Raw genomic sequence first — 14832 nt, 5'->3', positions numbered from 1 at the left:
TATAAGATGACGCACAGACCCGACCACTGCACTGATTAAGTTAAGTTGAGAAGGGTGATGCTCATGGCTGGAAAGGTCAGGAACATAGTCGTTGAGGAGCTCGTCAGGACTCCGGTCGAGATGCAGCAGGTTGAGCTCGTTGAGAGAAAGGGTATTGGTCACCCTGACAGCATAGCCGACGGTATCGCTGAGGCCGTCAGCAGGGCACTCTCCAGGGAGTACATGAAGAGGTACGGAATTATACTCCACCACAACACTGACCAGGTCGAGGTTGTCGGCGGAAGGGCCTACCCGCAGTTCGGCGGCGGTGAAGTCATCAAGCCGATTTACATCCTCCTCTCCGGAAGGGCCGTTGAAATGGTTGACAGAGAGTTCTTCCCCGTTCACGAGGTTGCCCTCAAAGCGGCGAAAGACTACCTCAGGAAGGCCGTTAGGCATCTTGACCTCGAGCATCACGTCGTCATAGACTCCCGCATCGGACAGGGAAGTGTTGACCTCGTTGGAGTCTTCAACAAGGCCAAAAAGAACCCGATCCCGCTCGCCAACGACACATCCTTCGGTGTTGGCTACGCCCCGCTCAGCGAGACCGAGAGGATAGTTCTTGAGACCGAGAAGTACCTCAACAGCGACGAGTTCAAGAAGAAGTACCCGGCTGTTGGTGAGGACATCAAGGTCATGGGTCTCAGGAAGGGAGACGAGATAGACCTCACCATCGCCGCTGCCATCGTTGACAGCGAGGTTGACAACCCCGACGACTACATGGCCGTGAAGGAGGCCATCTACGAGGCCGCCAAGGAGATCGTTGAGTCCCACACCGAGAGGCCGACCAACATCTACGTGAACACTGCCGATGATCCGAAGGAGGGCATCTACTACATAACCGTCACAGGAACGAGCGCCGAGGCCGGCGACGACGGTTCCGTCGGAAGGGGCAACAGGGTTAATGGCCTCATCACTCCCAACAGGCACATGAGCATGGAGGCAGCAGCGGGTAAGAACCCGGTGAGCCACGTGGGTAAGATCTACAACATCCTCTCGATGCTTATAGCAAACGACATAGCCGAGCAGGTCGAGGGTGTTGAGGAAGTCTACGTGAGAATCCTCAGCCAGATTGGAAAACCGATAGACGAGCCGCTCGTCGCCAGCGTTCAGATAATCCCGAAGAAGGGCTACTCAATCGATGTCCTCCAGAAGCCGGCCTACGAGATAGCCGACGAGTGGCTGGCCAACATAACGAAGATACAGAAAATGATCCTCGAGGACAAGATAAACGTCTTCTAAAGTCCTCAACTTTTTCTTCTACCTTTTGGCCACTTCTTGAGTTGATAATGGACAGAAAGTGTTGAAAGTCAGACCGCAGGAGCGCTCTGCTTGAGCGCCCTGAGGACTTTTGCCTCCTCAGCCATAAGGGCGAGCTTCTCCTTCTTAACCTTGGCAAGAACCATTGCAACGTCCCTCTTCTGGCGGGCAAGCCTTATGAGCCTGGCCTCCTCGCGGAGAACGGCCTCCTTTCTCCTCCTTACGACCTCAAGGCGTCTCTCAAGCACGGACTTAACCTTCTCCATATTGTATCACCTGCATAAATAGGTGGCCCTAATCCTTAAAAGGTTTTCGGTAAACGCTTAAGTTAATATCGCCTTTTGTCGAAAAAACTTCTTAAGGTGTGGCCGCTAAATCCCTTTGGAGGTGAGAAAATGAGGATAGCGGCGGTCACTGACATCCACGGGAAGCTTGAAAAGGTGAAGAGGCTCGCAAGGATTCTTGAGGAAGAAAGGCCAGACATTATCCTCATTGCTGGCGACATAACGAACTTCAGCGGCGCAGAGGTTGCCAGAAAAGTCCTTAAACCGCTTATGGATCTTGGTGTCTCACTCTTAGCCGTTCACGGAAACTGCGACGGCAGGGATGTCCCTGAGCTGCTGGAGGAACTCGGAATATCACTTCACAACAAGAGAAAGGAAGTAAACAACACAGGCTTCGTGGGGGTAGGAGGCTCAAACATAACACCCTTCAATACCATCTGGGAGCTCACGGAGGATGAGATAATGGAAATCTTAAGGAGGAATTACAAGCCAGGAGACATCATTCTCTCCCACGCTCCTCCGAAGGACACTAAAGCTGATAGAGTCCACTCAGGCCTCCACGTCGGGAGCACAGCTCTCAGGGAGTTCATAGAGAAGAACCAACCGCCGCTCGTTGTTACGGGACACATCCACGAGGCGAGAAGCGTTGATGAGCTTGGAAAGACAGTCATAGTGAACCCAGGCCCGCTCTTCAGAGGATATTATGCGGTTATAGACTTCGACGAAAAGGAAAAAGTCGTGAAAAACGTTGAGCTAAGGGAGCTTTAAACGAGCTTTTTCTCCTTCAGGACTTTTTCCATCCTGTCCATAGCTTCCTCAAGCTTCTCGTAGGCAGTAGCGTAGCTTATCCTGATGTAGCCCTCTCCGGCTTTCCCGAAGGCAGAGCCGGGAACCACTGCAACCCTGGCCTCCTTGAGCATAAGCTCGCTGAACTGGTGATCTGTGAGACCCGTATCCCGTATCCGCGGGAAGATGTAGAAGGCTCCTTTCGGCTTTACGGTCGGAAGGCCCATTTCATTTAAGCGCTTCCAGACTAGGCTCCTCCTCCTGTCGTATTCCTTCCTCATCTCCTCCACGGCCTTCCAGCTCCTTGGGTCTTCAAGGGCCTTAGCGGCTGCGTACTGAACGAAGGTAACCGGGCAGGTAGAATTGTACATCTGGAAGCGCGTCATCTTTTCGATTATCCACGCTGGAGCGGCGACGAAACCAAGTCTCCAACCGGTCATGGCGAAGGTCTTTGAGAAGCCATTTACCGTGATGGTTCTCTCGAACATGCCGTCGAGCGAAGCGATGCTGTGGTTCTTAACACCGTCGTAGACGAAGTGCTCGTAAACTTCATCGCTGATTACCATAAGGTCGTGCTCAACGGCGAAGTCGGCTATCTCCTCAAGGTCTTTCTTAGTGAGAACGGAGCCAGTGGGGTTGTTTGGGGTGTTTATGATGAGAGCTCTCGTCTTATCAGTAACGTGCTTTTCCAGATCGTCAACTGAAAGCCTGAACTCGTTTTCCTCGTAGGTTGGAACCTCAACGGGCTTTCCTCCTGCCAGAATGACCGCCGGGGCGTAACTTACGAACATCGGAGAGGGGATGAGGACTTCCTCACCATCCTTAAGAAACGTTGCCAGACCCATGAGGAACGCCTGGTTGGCTCCGGTTAGGATCATAACTTCGGTTTTTGGATCGACCTCTATGCCGTTCTGCTCCTTGAGCTTTTTGGCAACGGCCTCCCTAAGCATTGGCAGGCCGGCGTTCGGGCCATAGTGGGTATACCCTTTGTCGAGGGCCTCTTTTGCGTATTCTTTGATATGCTCAGGGGTGTCAAAATCGGGCTCACCGATGCCGAGTGAGATAACATCCTGCATCCCAGCGGCGAGGTCGAAAAGCTTCCTAATCTCAGAAGGATTAACCATATCAAGCCTGTCGCTCAGCGCCATTACCATCACCGCTCTCTCTTCTCCGCGATGTTTATAACGTTACCTCAATGAAAAAATGGGCATCGCAGCATGGAAATGCTCATTGAAGTCCAAGAATGCCACATTCAACAGGCTTTGAGAAGTATTTTTAGAGTCTCAATTCGCAACTAAACATTGTTGGGATGTTGAGAAGATCACGTTTCAATTCTCTTAGAGTCTTATTGCAACTTTCCGCAAAGGGTACTTTGAAAAGCCCTCAGGAGCCCCCAATTCAAGGATTGTGGGCGGATTTTTCAACCAGAACCGATTTCTCTCCCTTCCGCTTAGTGCATGAACAACAATGTTCAGAAGACTTCCCGAGCATTTTTAAGGCATTAAACCCAGATTACTCCGTTCTAACGTCTTTTTATGAGAAAATATCCAATTTTCACTAGGAGAAAGCACAAAAGAACCTCTCAAGTGCCCCCGCTCAAAGCTTTGAAAAAATTTCGTCACGATTTTTGCTGAATATATAACTTTTCGTTTGATAATAACTAAACGTTACTAAAGACTTCCCAACCCTCGACGCGGGCCTATTTTCAATAAAAGCCCATGAAAAAGGAGAACGGTCAAAAACAAAGCTTCTTAGCGTGATACAACGAAGTTGCCGATGACAAGAGTGTCGAGGCCCGCCTCTCTGAAAGTCTTCACAGCATCGGCAGGTGAACAGACTATCGGCTCCCCGTGCATGTTGAAGCTTGTGTTGAGAACCGCACTGAGCCCCGTCTGTTTGCTGAACTTCTCAATTGTGAGGTAGTACAATTCGTTGATCTCTTTCCTTACAGCCTGTGGTCTTGTCGTCCCGTCAACGTGGACAACGGCGGGAGCCATTTTTCTAAACTCCTCACTGGCAGTATAGCTCATTGTCATGAACTCGTTCGGCCTTCCGTTCAGGTCTTCAAGGTATTCTTCGGCTTTTTCCCAGAGCATGGAGGGCGCGAATGGCTGGAAGACGTCCCTCTTCAGGGCGATGTTAAGCCTCCCCTTCACGCCTTCGTCCCCCGGATTGGCGAGGATCGAGCGGTTGCCCAAAGCCCTCGGCCCGTATTCCATCCTCCCCTGGAAGAGGCCGACGAGATTGCCATCAACGAGGGCATCTGCAACGAATCCTGGAATATCACTTACCTCCTCATAATCAATGCCTTCCCTCCTGAGAAAGCTTTCTATCTCTTCACTGGAATACCCAGGCCCCAAATAGACATGCTTTAATCTGAAGGGCTTCCACTTTCCGTCCAACCTTTCCAGCTGGGCCTTGAGGAAGACAGCGGCACCAAAGGCGAGGCCACCGTCGTCCATCGCCGGGAATACCCACAGGTTGTCGTCTCCGAAAACGTGCCTTAAAACCGCGTTGGCCTTAACGTTCTGGGCGACACCGCCGGCGTAGGCCACGGGCAGGGAGTGGCCTTTAAGTCTAAGGCCAAGCTCCTCGATTAGTTTCTCAAGGTGGGCTTGGGCGCTGGCGGCTATCTCTATCGCCTTCCGCTGGAGCTTCCCGTCGAGCTTTCCGCGCTTCAGTTGCATAGCTATCTCCTTTGCATGCCTGAGCGGATACTTAAACAGTTCTGCCAGCTTCCTCGTTGCCTCGATGCCAACAACCTTGAGGTGGTTCTCGAAGGTCAGGCCGTTTAGTTCGATTATCGAGCTTAAATCATAGGTGGGCTTTCCATAGGCCGCTAAGCTCATCACCTTGCCCTCGTGCCTCATCGGCTTGAAGCCGAGCAGTTCAGTAACTGATGCATAGAAGTCCCCGAGGGAGTCGAGGTAAGTGCTCTGGGCTATCCTGATCATCTCACCGTCTCTCGCAACGTAGATGGATGAGCTAAGCCCGTCTCCTGCCGCATCTATGCTCAGCGCTATCGCATCCCTCCAGCCTGAGGTGTAGTAGGCCGAGGCGGAATGGGCAAGGTGGTGCTCGACGAAGAGGACCTTCCGCTTAAAATCTGGGCCAAAAATCGCCTTCAAGTTCTCCTCAAGCTCGATGAGCCGTTTCTGCTTCCGGAATATCCCCGCAACCGCTATAATCTCAACGTCCTCTGGGGAAGCCCTGGCCATCTCAAGGACTTTCCTTATGCTCAGCTCTGGAAAACCGCGGTACTTTTTAATTCGGTTTAAGCGCTCCTCGTTCACCGCGAAGATTCTCTCTCCGTCTATCAGAACAGCTCCCGCGTCGTGGCCGTCGTGGACTCCGAGGATCATCCCTTCCACCGCAAAAAATTTTGAAGCGAGATAATATTACGGCGATTCAAAAATGGAGAGGTCAGTAAGTCCTCGCGAACCTCGCGATGAACTTGGCTTCCCTGCCGCAGACCGGGCACTTCTTGCCCTCTGGGGCTTTGGCCTTCTCCTCAGGGTAGGGAATACCAAGCATCTTTGCCTCAAGTTCCTCCTCCATCTTGAGGCCGCACTCCTCCTCACCGCACCAGGGAATTTCAACGATCCCGCGCCTGTCCTCGAAGACCTTTTTGGCCTCCTCGATTGTGTCAACGCGCTTGATGTGGGTCTCAAGGAACTCTTTGGCCCTCTGGTAGAGGTTTTCGTGGATGGCATCAAGGGTCTTCCTGACTTCCTCGACGATCTTCTCCCTCTCGACGGTTATCTTTTCGAGGGTGTCCCTCCTAGCTAGGACGGCCTTCTTTCCTTCCACGTCCCTCGGGCCAACCTCTATCCTGAGTGGGACACCTTTAAGCTCCCAGTCGTAGTACTTCCTTCCGGGCCTTATGTCGCGCTCGTCAACGTGGACTCTGAGCCCGGCCGTTTTTAGCTCCTCAGCTATCTCCCTCGCGTAGGCGAAAACGTCAGCCTCACTGTCCTTCTTGGGGATGGGAACTATTACAACCTGTATCGGAGCTATCGTCGGCGGGAGCACCATTCCCCTATCGTCGCCGTGAATCGCTATGACGGCCGCTAAAAGCCTCTCGCTCATTCCAAAGGTCGTCTGATGGACGTACTCGTGGTCGCCGGTTTCGGTCTCGTACTGGATGTTGTATGCCTTTGCGAAGTTCTGCTTGTAGTTGTGCATCGTGCCTATCTGGAGCGTCCTTCCGTCGGGCATCATAACCTCAGCGCCGAGGGAGTAGTAAGCCCCGGGGAACTTGTCCCACTCCGGGCGCTTTGAGATTATGTAGGGCAGAGCGAGAAACTTCGCAAGGTTGTCGAATATCTCAAGGTCCTCCTTTATCTGCCTTTCAGCGTCCTCGTAGCTGTCGTGGGCGGTGTGGGCCTCGAAGAACCTGCTTATCTCCCTGACACGGATGAGGGGTCTGGTGTGCTTGGTCTCGTAGCGGTAGACGTTGACGATCTGGTATATCTTGAACGGCAAGTCAGCGTGAGACCTTATCCAGAGTGAGAACATCGAATACATGGCCGTCTCGCTCGTCGGTCTGAGGATGAGCCTTACATCGAGAGGATCGAGGCCAGCATGGGTTACCCAGTAAACCTCACCCTCGAACCCCTTTATGTGCTCCGCCTCTTTCTGGAACTCGGTTTCAGGGATCAAAGCGGGGAAAAGGACCTCGTCGTGTCCAGTTCTTTCCATCTCGGCGTGGATGAAGCGCTCTATGTTGCGCATGATCTTGAGGCCGTAGGGAAGCCAGACGTTCATTCCCTTAACCGGGTAGCGCTTGTCCTGGATTCCAGCAGTTTCGATCAGCTCGTTGTACCACTCGCTGAAGTTCTCGCTCCACTTCTTCCTCTCAACCGCCATCTCGACCACCTAAACGGGAAAGAGCAGTTTTATTTTTAAGCTTTCCCGGTTCCAAAAACCTTATTAGGCCCGTTTCGATGTATATCTTAAGGTGGTAAGATGAGGCCGAGGGTTCTCATTACGTTTAAGATGAAGAGGAAGCCCGTGGAGGAGCTGAAGAAGTACGCGGACGTTGACTTCCTCCTCTACCCGAGTGTCGAGGAGCTGACGGAGAAGGTTAAAGACTACGATGGACTGATCGTCTCCCCCCTAAACCCCGTCCCGAGGGAAGTTATCGAGAGGGCCGAGAGGCTCAGGGTCATAAGCTGTCATTCGGCAGGCTACGACCATGTAGACGTGAAAGCCGCGACCGAGAGGGGTATATATGTAACAAAGGTCTCCGGTGTCCTGAGCGAGGCCGTGGCAGAATTCGCAGTTGGCTTAACTATAGCCCTCCTCAGGAAGTTCGTTTACACCGACAAGCTCATCAGGAAGGGCGAGTGGGACAGTCACGCCAAGATATGGAGCGCTTTCAAGGAAATCGAGACGGTTTACGGCAAAAAGGTCGGAATCCTCGGCATGGGGGCAATCGGAAAGGCCATAGCGAGGAGAATGAAGGCGATGGGGACTGAGATAATCTACTGGTCTCGCTCAAGGAAGGAGGACATCGAAGCCGAAGTTGGGGCCAAATACCTCCCGCTTGAGGAAGTCCTAAGAGAAAGCGACATCGTCATCCTTGCCCTCCCAGCGGCTCCAGAGACCTACCACATCATCAACGAGGAACGCTTGAAGCTCCTTGAGGGCAAATACCTCGTTAACATAGGCAGGGGTACTCTCGTGGATGAGAAGGCCGTCATCAAGGCGATTGAGGAAGGAAAACTGAAGGGCTACGCCACCGATGTCTTCGAGAAAGAGCCTGTAACGGAGCACCCGCTCTTCAAGTACGAGTGGGAGACGGTTTTAACCCCACATCACGCAGGCCTTTCGAAGGAAGCCATGGAAGACATGGGCTTCCAGGCGGTAAGGAACCTCCTAGCCGTTCTCAGGGGAGAGATACCGAAAGACCTCGTGAACAGGGAAGTCGTGAAAGTCCGCCCGCCGGAGAAGGTTAAGATGCTGTGAGGTGATCATGATGCTTATTGAGGAGCTTAGGGAGATAACCCGGATTCCCGGAATTTCCGGCTACGAGGAGAAGGTCAGGGAGAAGATAGCCGAGTGGATAAAGCCCTACGCCGACTACACCGTGGACACCATCGGAAACCTCCTCGTCGAGCTCGGCGAGGGTGAGACGAAGGCGGTCTTTATGGCCCACATGGACGAGATAGGGCTTCTTATCACGGGCATAAGGCCCGACGGGAAGCTCACCTTCAGGAAGGTGGGAGGTATTGACGACAGGCTTCTCTACGGACGGCATCTGGATGTGATAACCGAGAACGGGAAGCTCGACGGCGTTATTGGGGTTTTGCCAGTTCACCTCAACCTTGAGAGAAAGTTCGAGACGGTTCCCTGGCACAGGCTCGTGATAGACATCGGGGCCGACAGCAGGGAGGAGGCAGAGACGCTCGGCGTCAAGGTTCTCGACTATGCCGTCTTCAAGAAGCACTTTGCCGTCCTGAACGACCGCTACGTCTCAACGCGCTCGCTTGACGACCGCTTTGGGGTAGTTGCCCTCGTCGAGGCGATAAAGGACCTGGTTGACCACGACCTCGATGGCAAGTTCATATTCGCTTTCACCGTTCAGGAGGAGATTGGACTTAAGGGCGCGAAGTTCCTAACCCAGAAGTACTCTCCAAAGTACGCCTTCGCCGTTGACTCCTTCGGCTGCTGTGCCGATTTAACCGGCGACGTTAGGCTTGGTGGCGGGGCGGTGATAAGGGCCGTTGACAACTCGGCCATCTACACGAGAAGGCTCGCGAGAAGGGTCGCGGAGATAGCCTCGAAGAACAAAATCCCGCTCCAGATAGGAGTCACCGGCGGGGGAACCGATGCGTCAGTCTTCCAGGACAAGAGCGAGGTCTTGGCTTTGAGCGTCCCCATAAAGTACCTCCACAGCGAGGTCGAGACGCTCCACCTCGGAGACCTTGAGGCACTGATAAAGCTGATAGAGGCGATAGCCTTCGAGCTTTAAAGAAGTCATTGGATGTTGTGGTTTTCATATTTTCTTTCCATTCCCCTCGTTCAGCCGGTTGATTTTTAAACCACCTACCAATTCTTCTCCCGATGCTCCTCCACATCGGCATTGATGACACAGATTCACCAAACGGCATGTGTACCACCTACCTCGGTGCCCTCATCTACCGCGAGCTCTCAAGGTTAGCCGAGCCTCTGGACCTGCCCAGGCTGATCCGCCTGAACCCGAACATCCCCTACAAGACACGCGGAAACGGTGCAGTCGCTATGTCCTTTAAGGCCGATGAAGACGTTATTCCCGAAATCAAGGACACGGTTCTTTTCTACGTCTCACAGCTGGCGGATTTTGCACACGAGAACACAAACCCCGGCGTTGTCTTCCTTGAGGGAGAAGTTCCCGGTGAGCTGAGGGAGTTCTCGCTCAGGGTCTTGAGGGAGCACGTGACCATCGAGGAAGCCGAGGAAGTCGCGAGAAAGGTTGGGGCAGAGTATTTCAAGTTCAAGCTCGGGAGGGGGGTAATCGGGTCCCTCGCGGCAATTGGCTACCCCCTTGAGAGGTTTACCTATGAGCTTTTGGCCTACCGGGAGCGGGAGTACTGGGGAACGCCGAGAAGGGTAAACGAGGAGAGCGTCTTCCTTGCAGATGGGTGGGCCTACCCCTTCAGCTACGACAACGTTGACCCCTACAAGCGGGTTGTTTTAATCACGCCCCATGGAAAAGACCCCGTCCTAGCTGGAATCAGGGGAGTTGATAGGGCCAGAGTCCTCCAGGTCTTTGAAATGGTCGAGTTTGAGGAGCCAGTAGCTTTCTACCAGCTCTACAAGACGAACCAGAACACTGACGACCACCTCACCCCAAAGAAAATCGGTGAGCTCAAGCTCTACGACAGCGCAGTGGTTAGGGGGAGAGTTGCCGGACCTTACTGGGAGCGTGGGAGGCACGTGTTCTTCGAGCTTGAGGACGAGACAGGGAAGATTCGGGTGGCGGCGTTCGAGCCAACCAAGAAGTTCCGCAACTGGGTGCGCAAGCTTCTCCCCGGCGATGAAATCATAGCCGCTGGCGGCGTCAAGGAGCACGAGGGAATACTAACGCTCAACCTCGAAAAGTTCTATCCGGTTGAGCTGGTTCCGAAGGTTGAGTACAGGAAACCAAAGTGCCCGGTCTGTGGAGGGACCATGAAGAGCAAAGGCGACTACCTGAAGTGCAAGCGCTGTGGATACAAAATGCCGAAAAGGCTAATCCCCGTTGAAGTCCCCCGCAACCTGGAGAGGAAAATCTACGAAGTTCCCCCCGATGCTAGGAAACACCTTTCAAGGCCGCTCGTCCTTCCCGGTGGGGAAGAGCGGCTGATGGAACTACTGTAAAAGGCCGTGGTGAGCAAAATGAGGACGTTCATCCTCAAGGCGAACACCGCCATAACATCCCCGGACTTTTCACTAAAAGACCTGCCTGGAACTGGGGGACGAATTGACCTGCTCTGCAGGTTCCTCAACAGCGCTTTCCTCCTCTCGCACGGGATAAGGAAGGATGTAAGAGTCTTCATAACGCTCTACGGAAAGCCCAACCCTCCGAAGACGATCCACTTTGAGGGTCCTAAGCTGAAGGTCAGACTCAACCCGGACGAGAGGAGCACCTCCCTTATTTTGAAGAAGGCCCTCGAGGTTGGGAAGGATCTCAGGGAGCCCACGAAGGAGGTTGAGGTCTTTCCAGGCGTTTACGTCAGCAACATGACGTTCGAGGATGTGGTAAGAAGATCCATGAAAGACTCGACGCTCTACTACCTCGTCGAGGACGGAAGGCCAATAACTGAAATCGAGTTCCCACAGAATCCAGCCTTCGTCCTCGGAGACCATCTCGGTCTCGGCAAAGAGGATGAACGCTTTCTGGAGGGAATAGCCGAGAAGGTCAGGGTTGGGAGGAGGAGCTATTTAGCTTCTCATGTTGTTGCCTTCGTGAACATCTGGCTGGACGGGATGTGAGAAACCTCGAAACCATAACCAACTGTTCTCAACCTTCCGTTTAAGAAACTCTTTAATTCCCGCCAGCTTTTGAGCTATTGATGATTGTGAGAGGCAGGATCCTCGGGACTGGAGTTGTCGCTCCCTTCGAGGTCAGGAAGGACGAAAGAGGGCTCCATGTTAAGGTTGAGCTTCCCAGTGGTCCCTTTGAGCACTCGATAGACTGCCCCTGCCTTGAACCCCTTGAGCTACTCGGCCTTCTTCTCCCGGCGCTCGAAGAAGAGCTCGGCGAGGTGAAGGGCGTTTTCGTGGAAAAAGTTGAGGAAGAAAAGCCTCACTCCCGCTTGAAGAGCTTCTTGAGGTTCCTCTCGAAGGGCGGCCACACAACGCCCCGGTCGGTGATTATCCCGGTCAGATACTTGTGCGGCGTTACATCGAAGGCAGGGTTGTAAACGTCCACATCCGGAGCTATCTTACAGCCGCCGCAGGTGAGGACTTCCTCCGGCTTGCGCTCCTCGATTGGTATCTCCTTTCCGCTCTTCAGGCTCATGTCGATGGTTGAGAGCGGCGCAACGGTGAAGAAGGGTATCCCGTGCTCCTTTGCGAGAACCGCGAGGCTGTAGGTTCCTATCTTGTTGGCGAAGTCGCCGTTGGCAACTATCCTGTCTGCACCGACTATTATCGCATCAACTTTGCCCTGCTGCATCACGAAGCCCGCCATGTTGTCGGTTATGAGCTTGAGCGGGATTCCGTCGTAGTGGTACTCCCATGCTGAAAGCCTAGCGCCCTGGAGGACGGGCCTCGTCTCGTCCACCCAGAGGAGCTTTAACGTCCCATCCTTATGCATGACCCTCAAAACGGCACCAACGGTTCCGAGTTGGACGGTAGCTAAGCTGCCAGCGTTGCAGTGGGTTAGAACGTTACCCTCTGGAAGAACCTCAGCACCGTAGTGACCCATCCTCAAGTTAGCTTCAACATCTTCGTCCGCTATCTTCTGCGCCTCGGCAACGATGAGCCTCTTTATCTCCTCCAGGCTGTCCTCCATGTGCTCCTCGACGAGGTTCTTCACTCTGTTGAGCGCCCAGAAGAGGTTAACGGCTGTTGGGCGGGTGTTCTTGAGCCTCTCGTACGCCCTCTCAAAGCCCTCCATGAACTCCTCCTTGGTCTTGGCCTTGGAGGTGTCAGCGTAGAGGGCCAGTCCAAAGGCAGCGGCGGCCCCTATTGCGGGAGCACCGCGCACCTTCATGGTGATGATGGCCTCAGCCACTTCGTCAACCGTCTTCAGCTCTATCTCCTTGAACTCCCTCGGGAGGAGGGTCTGGTCTACCATGATCACCCTTCCCGGCTCGTACCTAACGCTCCTTGGAAGCCTCGTGAGTTCCTCGGGCTTATATCTTATCTCCATGAGCACCACCCCAAAGGGTTTAAGGGAGGAACTTAAAGCTCCTTCGGTGAGTGAAATGGTTTTGAGAATATTCGTGACAGGCCCTGCAGGAGTCGGCAAGACAACCCTTGTGGAGAGAGTAGCAAGGGAGGTTGACCAGTGGGGTTACCTGGTGGGTGGAGTAATAACCAGAGAAGTGCGCAGGGGAGGAAGGCGCATTGGATTTAAGATAACTGCCCTTGACACGGGTGAAGAGGGAACCCTCGCAAGCCTCAGGGGGACTTCACACCTTCCAGGGGTTCCCTTCGGAAAGTACGTCGTCCACGTAGATGAGATAGAGAGAGTGGCCGTTCCGGCAATAAGAAGGGCGATCGTCGAAGCTGATCTTATCGTGATAGACGAAATTGGCCCGATGGAATACACGAGCGACGAGTTCATCAGGGCAGTTGGAGAAGTCCTGAAGTCCGAAAAACCGCTCCTGGCAGTGGTTCACAGAAAGTTCATCGACAGGTTCAGACCCCTTGGGGAAGTCCACACCTTGAGCTTCGAGAACAGGAACGCGGAGTTCGGGATAATCCTGGACAGGGTAATGAAAGAGCTGAAGGGGATCAGAGATTGAGCTCATCCTTACAGCTTTCACAGACCCACTTTTCCTGCCCTTCAATGTACACCTTGTAGAGCGGTCCGTACTGGCCGCATATCTCGCAGATGCCGTAGACCTCGGTCTCCTCCTCGATCTCTTCCTCTTCCTCGCTGTTCATGCTGTTTAAAGCCGCAAGAAGGTCGGCGGCAGTAACGAATCCTATCGGCTTCCCCACCCTCGTGACTAGGAGCCTTCTGATTCCCTTGTCCATCATCTTGTCTATGGCATCCTGGATAGTATAGTCATCCTCTATGGTGACGGGCTTCGTGGTCATAACATCTTTAACGAGAACCTTCTTGGGATCCTTCCCCTTGGCAACGACCTTATCTAGGATGTCGCGGTCGGTTATTATTCCAACTATCTCCTCGTTCTCATCAACGACCACAGCACTGCCCACCTTGTTGCGGGCTAATATCCTCGCGACCTTGTGTATGGTATCGTCCGGCCTAACGAGCACTGCCTTCCTTTTGACAACCTGTCCCACGGTGATCTCTGCCATGTTACCACCTCTCAAGCGAAAATCCTCACGGTCTCTTAAAAACGTTTCCGGAAACGATGCTCTAAAACACCAAATATGAGCATGAATGTTAAGACTGCAATAAGCACAGCGGCCCAGTCGATGGAAGTTTTTGACGCTTCCTGGGCAGTGTTCACGGCGAGTATTCTAACGGTTTCGGACTGTTCCCCATTTCTTCCCGTCAAAAGCTTAACCGCAAAGTACACCCCAGTAGAAGCAACGGCACTCACGGCGAGATTTATAACCCGGAGCTTTTCCCATGTCCTATGTTTCTTTTTTCCTCCTGGAAGAATCAGTATCGGCTTGCTTGAAGCCCTGTACAGCTTTACCTCCTGGAGGCGCTTCCCGTACTTCCTTCCCGCCACTTCAACGAGCCCGACTTTGAGCATTCGGTCTATGTGGTATGAGACTGTCGATATCGGAATCTCGAGCTCCTGAGAAATTTCGCTTATTGAGCGGGGTCTCTCCTCTATTAACTTGAGTATCGAGAGTGCCTTCTCGTTTGAAAGTATTTGGGCAAGCTCCTTAGCGCGCTCGTCATGAATGTCAATGACCTCGTAATTCAAAAGACCCACCGTGAAGAATCCGGGCAGGAGGTTATAAGAATTTCCAGAGCTTCAAGAAAAACTGAAGCGTTTGAAGGAAAAGGAAAGGGATCAAATTCACGGCTTCTCGAGAACGATCTCGATGGTTGAAGTGTTAGCAGTCCTGCCGTCGGCAGTCGGGAGCTCCTCGGTACCGATCTTGATCTCCTTAACCCTGACCTCTGGGAGGAACCTGTTCCTGACGATCTCAGCGACGTCAACGGCCCTGCTGATAGCCCTACCGCGAGCCCTGATGCTGACCTCCTTGGCGCCCTCGTTGAACTGGGTTATCACAGCGAGGACGTAGTTCATAACCGGCTTCTTTCCAATGTATACGACGTGCTCCTCAGCCATTTCTGGCACCTCCGGAAGTTTTGTCGTTAGGCTATCGCCGAGAT

16 protein-coding genes are annotated in these 14832 nt (G+C 53.2%); 8 read left to right on the top strand and 8 right to left on the bottom strand.

Going from position 1 to position 14832, the window contains the following annotated elements; all coding sequences use genetic code 11:
- Positions 1 to 63: 63 nt before the first annotated feature.
- The gene (locus A0127_RS01980) at positions 64 to 1281 is read left to right on the top strand and encodes a methionine adenosyltransferase (protein WP_062387310.1); all 1218 of its coding nucleotides are present in this window, start codon (positions 64 to 66) and stop codon (positions 1279 to 1281) included.
- 68 nt (positions 1282 to 1349) lie between these two features.
- Here the strand turns inward: A0127_RS01980 and A0127_RS01975 are convergent, their stop codons facing one another.
- Positions 1350 to 1565, bottom strand: a complete 216-nt coding sequence (locus tag A0127_RS01975; protein WP_011249501.1) for a hypothetical protein — start codon at positions 1563 to 1565, stop codon at positions 1350 to 1352.
- 129 nt (positions 1566 to 1694) lie between these two features.
- On the opposite strand from A0127_RS01975, the gene A0127_RS01970 reads away from it, so the two are divergent.
- Positions 1695 to 2351 carry a YfcE family phosphodiesterase gene (locus A0127_RS01970; RefSeq protein WP_054841424.1) on the top strand — a complete coding sequence of 219 codons (657 nt, stop codon included), beginning with the start codon at positions 1695 to 1697 and terminating at the stop codon, positions 2349 to 2351.
- Here the strand turns inward: A0127_RS01970 and A0127_RS01965 are convergent.
- The 3 genes from A0127_RS01965 to proS form a co-directional block, all read right to left on the bottom strand.
- Entirely contained in the window at positions 2348 to 3517 is a 1170-nt protein-coding gene (locus tag A0127_RS01965; RefSeq protein ID WP_062387307.1) for a pyridoxal phosphate-dependent aminotransferase, read from the bottom strand. The two genes, A0127_RS01970 and A0127_RS01965, sit on opposite strands and share 4 nt — an antisense overlap.
- A 603-nt stretch (positions 3518 to 4120) precedes the next feature.
- Positions 4121 to 5731: a carbamoyltransferase family protein gene (locus A0127_RS01960; protein WP_062387304.1), complete on the bottom strand. Its 1611-nt coding sequence runs from the start codon at positions 5729 to 5731 to the stop codon at positions 4121 to 4123.
- 61 nt (positions 5732 to 5792) lie between these two features.
- Positions 5793 to 7238, bottom strand: a complete 1446-nt coding sequence (proS, locus tag A0127_RS01955) for a proline--tRNA ligase (protein ID WP_062387301.1) — start codon at positions 7236 to 7238, stop codon at positions 5793 to 5795.
- Between the two features lie 99 nt (positions 7239 to 7337).
- Here proS and A0127_RS01950 point away from each other — a divergent pair, with 99 nt between their 5' ends.
- From A0127_RS01950 to A0127_RS10370, 5 genes are all read left to right on the top strand, one after another.
- Positions 7338 to 8339, top strand: coding sequence for a 2-hydroxyacid dehydrogenase (locus tag A0127_RS01950; RefSeq protein WP_062387297.1), 1002 nt, complete (start codon positions 7338 to 7340; stop codon positions 8337 to 8339).
- A 10-nt stretch (positions 8340 to 8349) separates the two neighbouring features.
- Positions 8350 to 9345, top strand: coding sequence for a M42 family metallopeptidase (locus A0127_RS01945; protein ID WP_062387294.1), 996 nt, complete (start codon positions 8350 to 8352; stop codon positions 9343 to 9345).
- 92 nt (positions 9346 to 9437) lie between these two features.
- Entirely contained in the window at positions 9438 to 10712 is a 1275-nt protein-coding gene (gene tiaS / locus A0127_RS01940; protein ID WP_062387291.1) for a tRNA(Ile2) 2-agmatinylcytidine synthetase TiaS, read from the top strand.
- An 18-nt stretch (positions 10713 to 10730) separates the two neighbouring features.
- Positions 10731 to 11327: a tRNA (pseudouridine(54)-N(1))-methyltransferase TrmY gene (gene trmY / locus A0127_RS01935; RefSeq protein WP_062387288.1), complete on the top strand. Its 597-nt coding sequence runs from the start codon at positions 10731 to 10733 to the stop codon at positions 11325 to 11327.
- A gap of 80 nt (positions 11328 to 11407) precedes the next feature.
- Positions 11408 to 11758, top strand: a complete 351-nt coding sequence (locus A0127_RS10370) for a hypothetical protein (protein WP_156471137.1) — start codon at positions 11408 to 11410, stop codon at positions 11756 to 11758.
- On the opposite strand, the gene mtnA is transcribed toward A0127_RS10370, so the two are convergent.
- Positions 11641 to 12711 (bottom strand): S-methyl-5-thioribose-1-phosphate isomerase, encoded by a 1071-nt coding sequence (mtnA, locus tag A0127_RS01930; RefSeq protein ID WP_062387284.1) that lies wholly within the window; start codon positions 12709 to 12711, stop codon positions 11641 to 11643. The genes A0127_RS10370 and mtnA overlap by 118 nt on opposite strands.
- A gap of 55 nt (positions 12712 to 12766) precedes the next feature.
- On the opposite strand from mtnA, the gene A0127_RS01925 reads away from it, so the two are divergent.
- Entirely contained in the window at positions 12767 to 13309 is a 543-nt protein-coding gene (locus A0127_RS01925; RefSeq protein WP_062387281.1) for an NTPase, read from the top strand.
- Here A0127_RS01925 and A0127_RS01920 read toward each other — a convergent pair.
- The 3 genes from A0127_RS01920 to albA all read right to left on the bottom strand — a co-directional run bounded on the left by A0127_RS01920 (position 13299) and on the right by albA (position 14788).
- Positions 13299 to 13832, bottom strand: coding sequence for a CBS domain-containing protein (locus A0127_RS01920; RefSeq protein ID WP_062387279.1), 534 nt, complete (start codon positions 13830 to 13832; stop codon positions 13299 to 13301). The two genes, A0127_RS01925 and A0127_RS01920, sit on opposite strands and share 11 nt — an antisense overlap.
- A 35-nt stretch (positions 13833 to 13867) precedes the next feature.
- Positions 13868 to 14425, bottom strand: a complete 558-nt coding sequence (locus A0127_RS01915; RefSeq protein ID WP_394347090.1) for an ArsR/SmtB family transcription factor — start codon at positions 14423 to 14425, stop codon at positions 13868 to 13870.
- An 87-nt stretch (positions 14426 to 14512) separates the two neighbouring features.
- A complete protein-coding gene (albA, locus tag A0127_RS01910) occupies positions 14513 to 14788 on the bottom strand; it encodes a DNA-binding protein Alba (RefSeq protein WP_062387272.1) in 276 nt (91 codons plus the stop codon).
- Positions 14789 to 14832: the final 44 nt, after the last annotated feature.

It is taken from the genome of Thermococcus peptonophilus (genome assembly GCF_001592435.1).
GTDB lineage: Archaea > Methanobacteriota_B > Thermococci > Thermococcales > Thermococcaceae > Thermococcus > Thermococcus peptonophilus.
This window is presented reverse-complemented; position numbering and strand designations above follow the sequence as displayed.

Bases quoted from the DNA above. Each gene is read 5' to 3' on its own strand.
- A0127_RS01965 (WP_062387307.1), bottom strand. From the start codon at position 3,517: ATGGCGCTGAGCGACAGGCTTGATATGGTTAATCCTTCTGAGATTAGG.
- A0127_RS01945 (WP_062387294.1), top strand. From the start codon at position 8,350: ATGCTTATTGAGGAGCTTAGGGAGATAACCCGGATTCCCGGAATTTCC.
- A0127_RS01980 (WP_062387310.1), top strand. From the start codon at position 64: ATGGCTGGAAAGGTCAGGAACATAGTCGTTGAGGAGCTCGTCAGGACT.
- A0127_RS01920 (WP_062387279.1), bottom strand. From the start codon at position 13,832: ATGGCAGAGATCACCGTGGGACAGGTTGTCAAAAGGAAGGCAGTGCTC.
- mtnA (WP_062387284.1), bottom strand. From the start codon at position 12,711: ATGGAGATAAGATATAAGCCCGAGGAACTCACGAGGCTTCCAAGGAGC.
- A0127_RS01970 (WP_054841424.1), top strand. From the start codon at position 1,695: ATGAGGATAGCGGCGGTCACTGACATCCACGGGAAGCTTGAAAAGGTG.
- A0127_RS10370 (WP_156471137.1), top strand. From the start codon at position 11,408: ATGATTGTGAGAGGCAGGATCCTCGGGACTGGAGTTGTCGCTCCCTTC.
- trmY (WP_062387288.1), top strand. From the start codon at position 10,731: ATGAGGACGTTCATCCTCAAGGCGAACACCGCCATAACATCCCCGGAC.
- A0127_RS01960 (WP_062387304.1), bottom strand. From the start codon at position 5,731: ATGATCCTCGGAGTCCACGACGGCCACGACGCGGGAGCTGTTCTGATA.
- A0127_RS01950 (WP_062387297.1), top strand. From the start codon at position 7,338: ATGAGGCCGAGGGTTCTCATTACGTTTAAGATGAAGAGGAAGCCCGTG.
- tiaS (WP_062387291.1), top strand. From the start codon at position 9,438: ATGCTCCTCCACATCGGCATTGATGACACAGATTCACCAAACGGCATG.
- A0127_RS01925 (WP_062387281.1), top strand. From the start codon at position 12,767: ATGGTTTTGAGAATATTCGTGACAGGCCCTGCAGGAGTCGGCAAGACA.
- albA (WP_062387272.1), bottom strand. From the start codon at position 14,788: ATGGCTGAGGAGCACGTCGTATACATTGGAAAGAAGCCGGTTATGAAC.
- proS (WP_062387301.1), bottom strand. From the start codon at position 7,238: ATGGCGGTTGAGAGGAAGAAGTGGAGCGAGAACTTCAGCGAGTGGTAC.
- A0127_RS01975 (WP_011249501.1), bottom strand. From the start codon at position 1,565: ATGGAGAAGGTTAAGTCCGTGCTTGAGAGACGCCTTGAGGTCGTAAGG.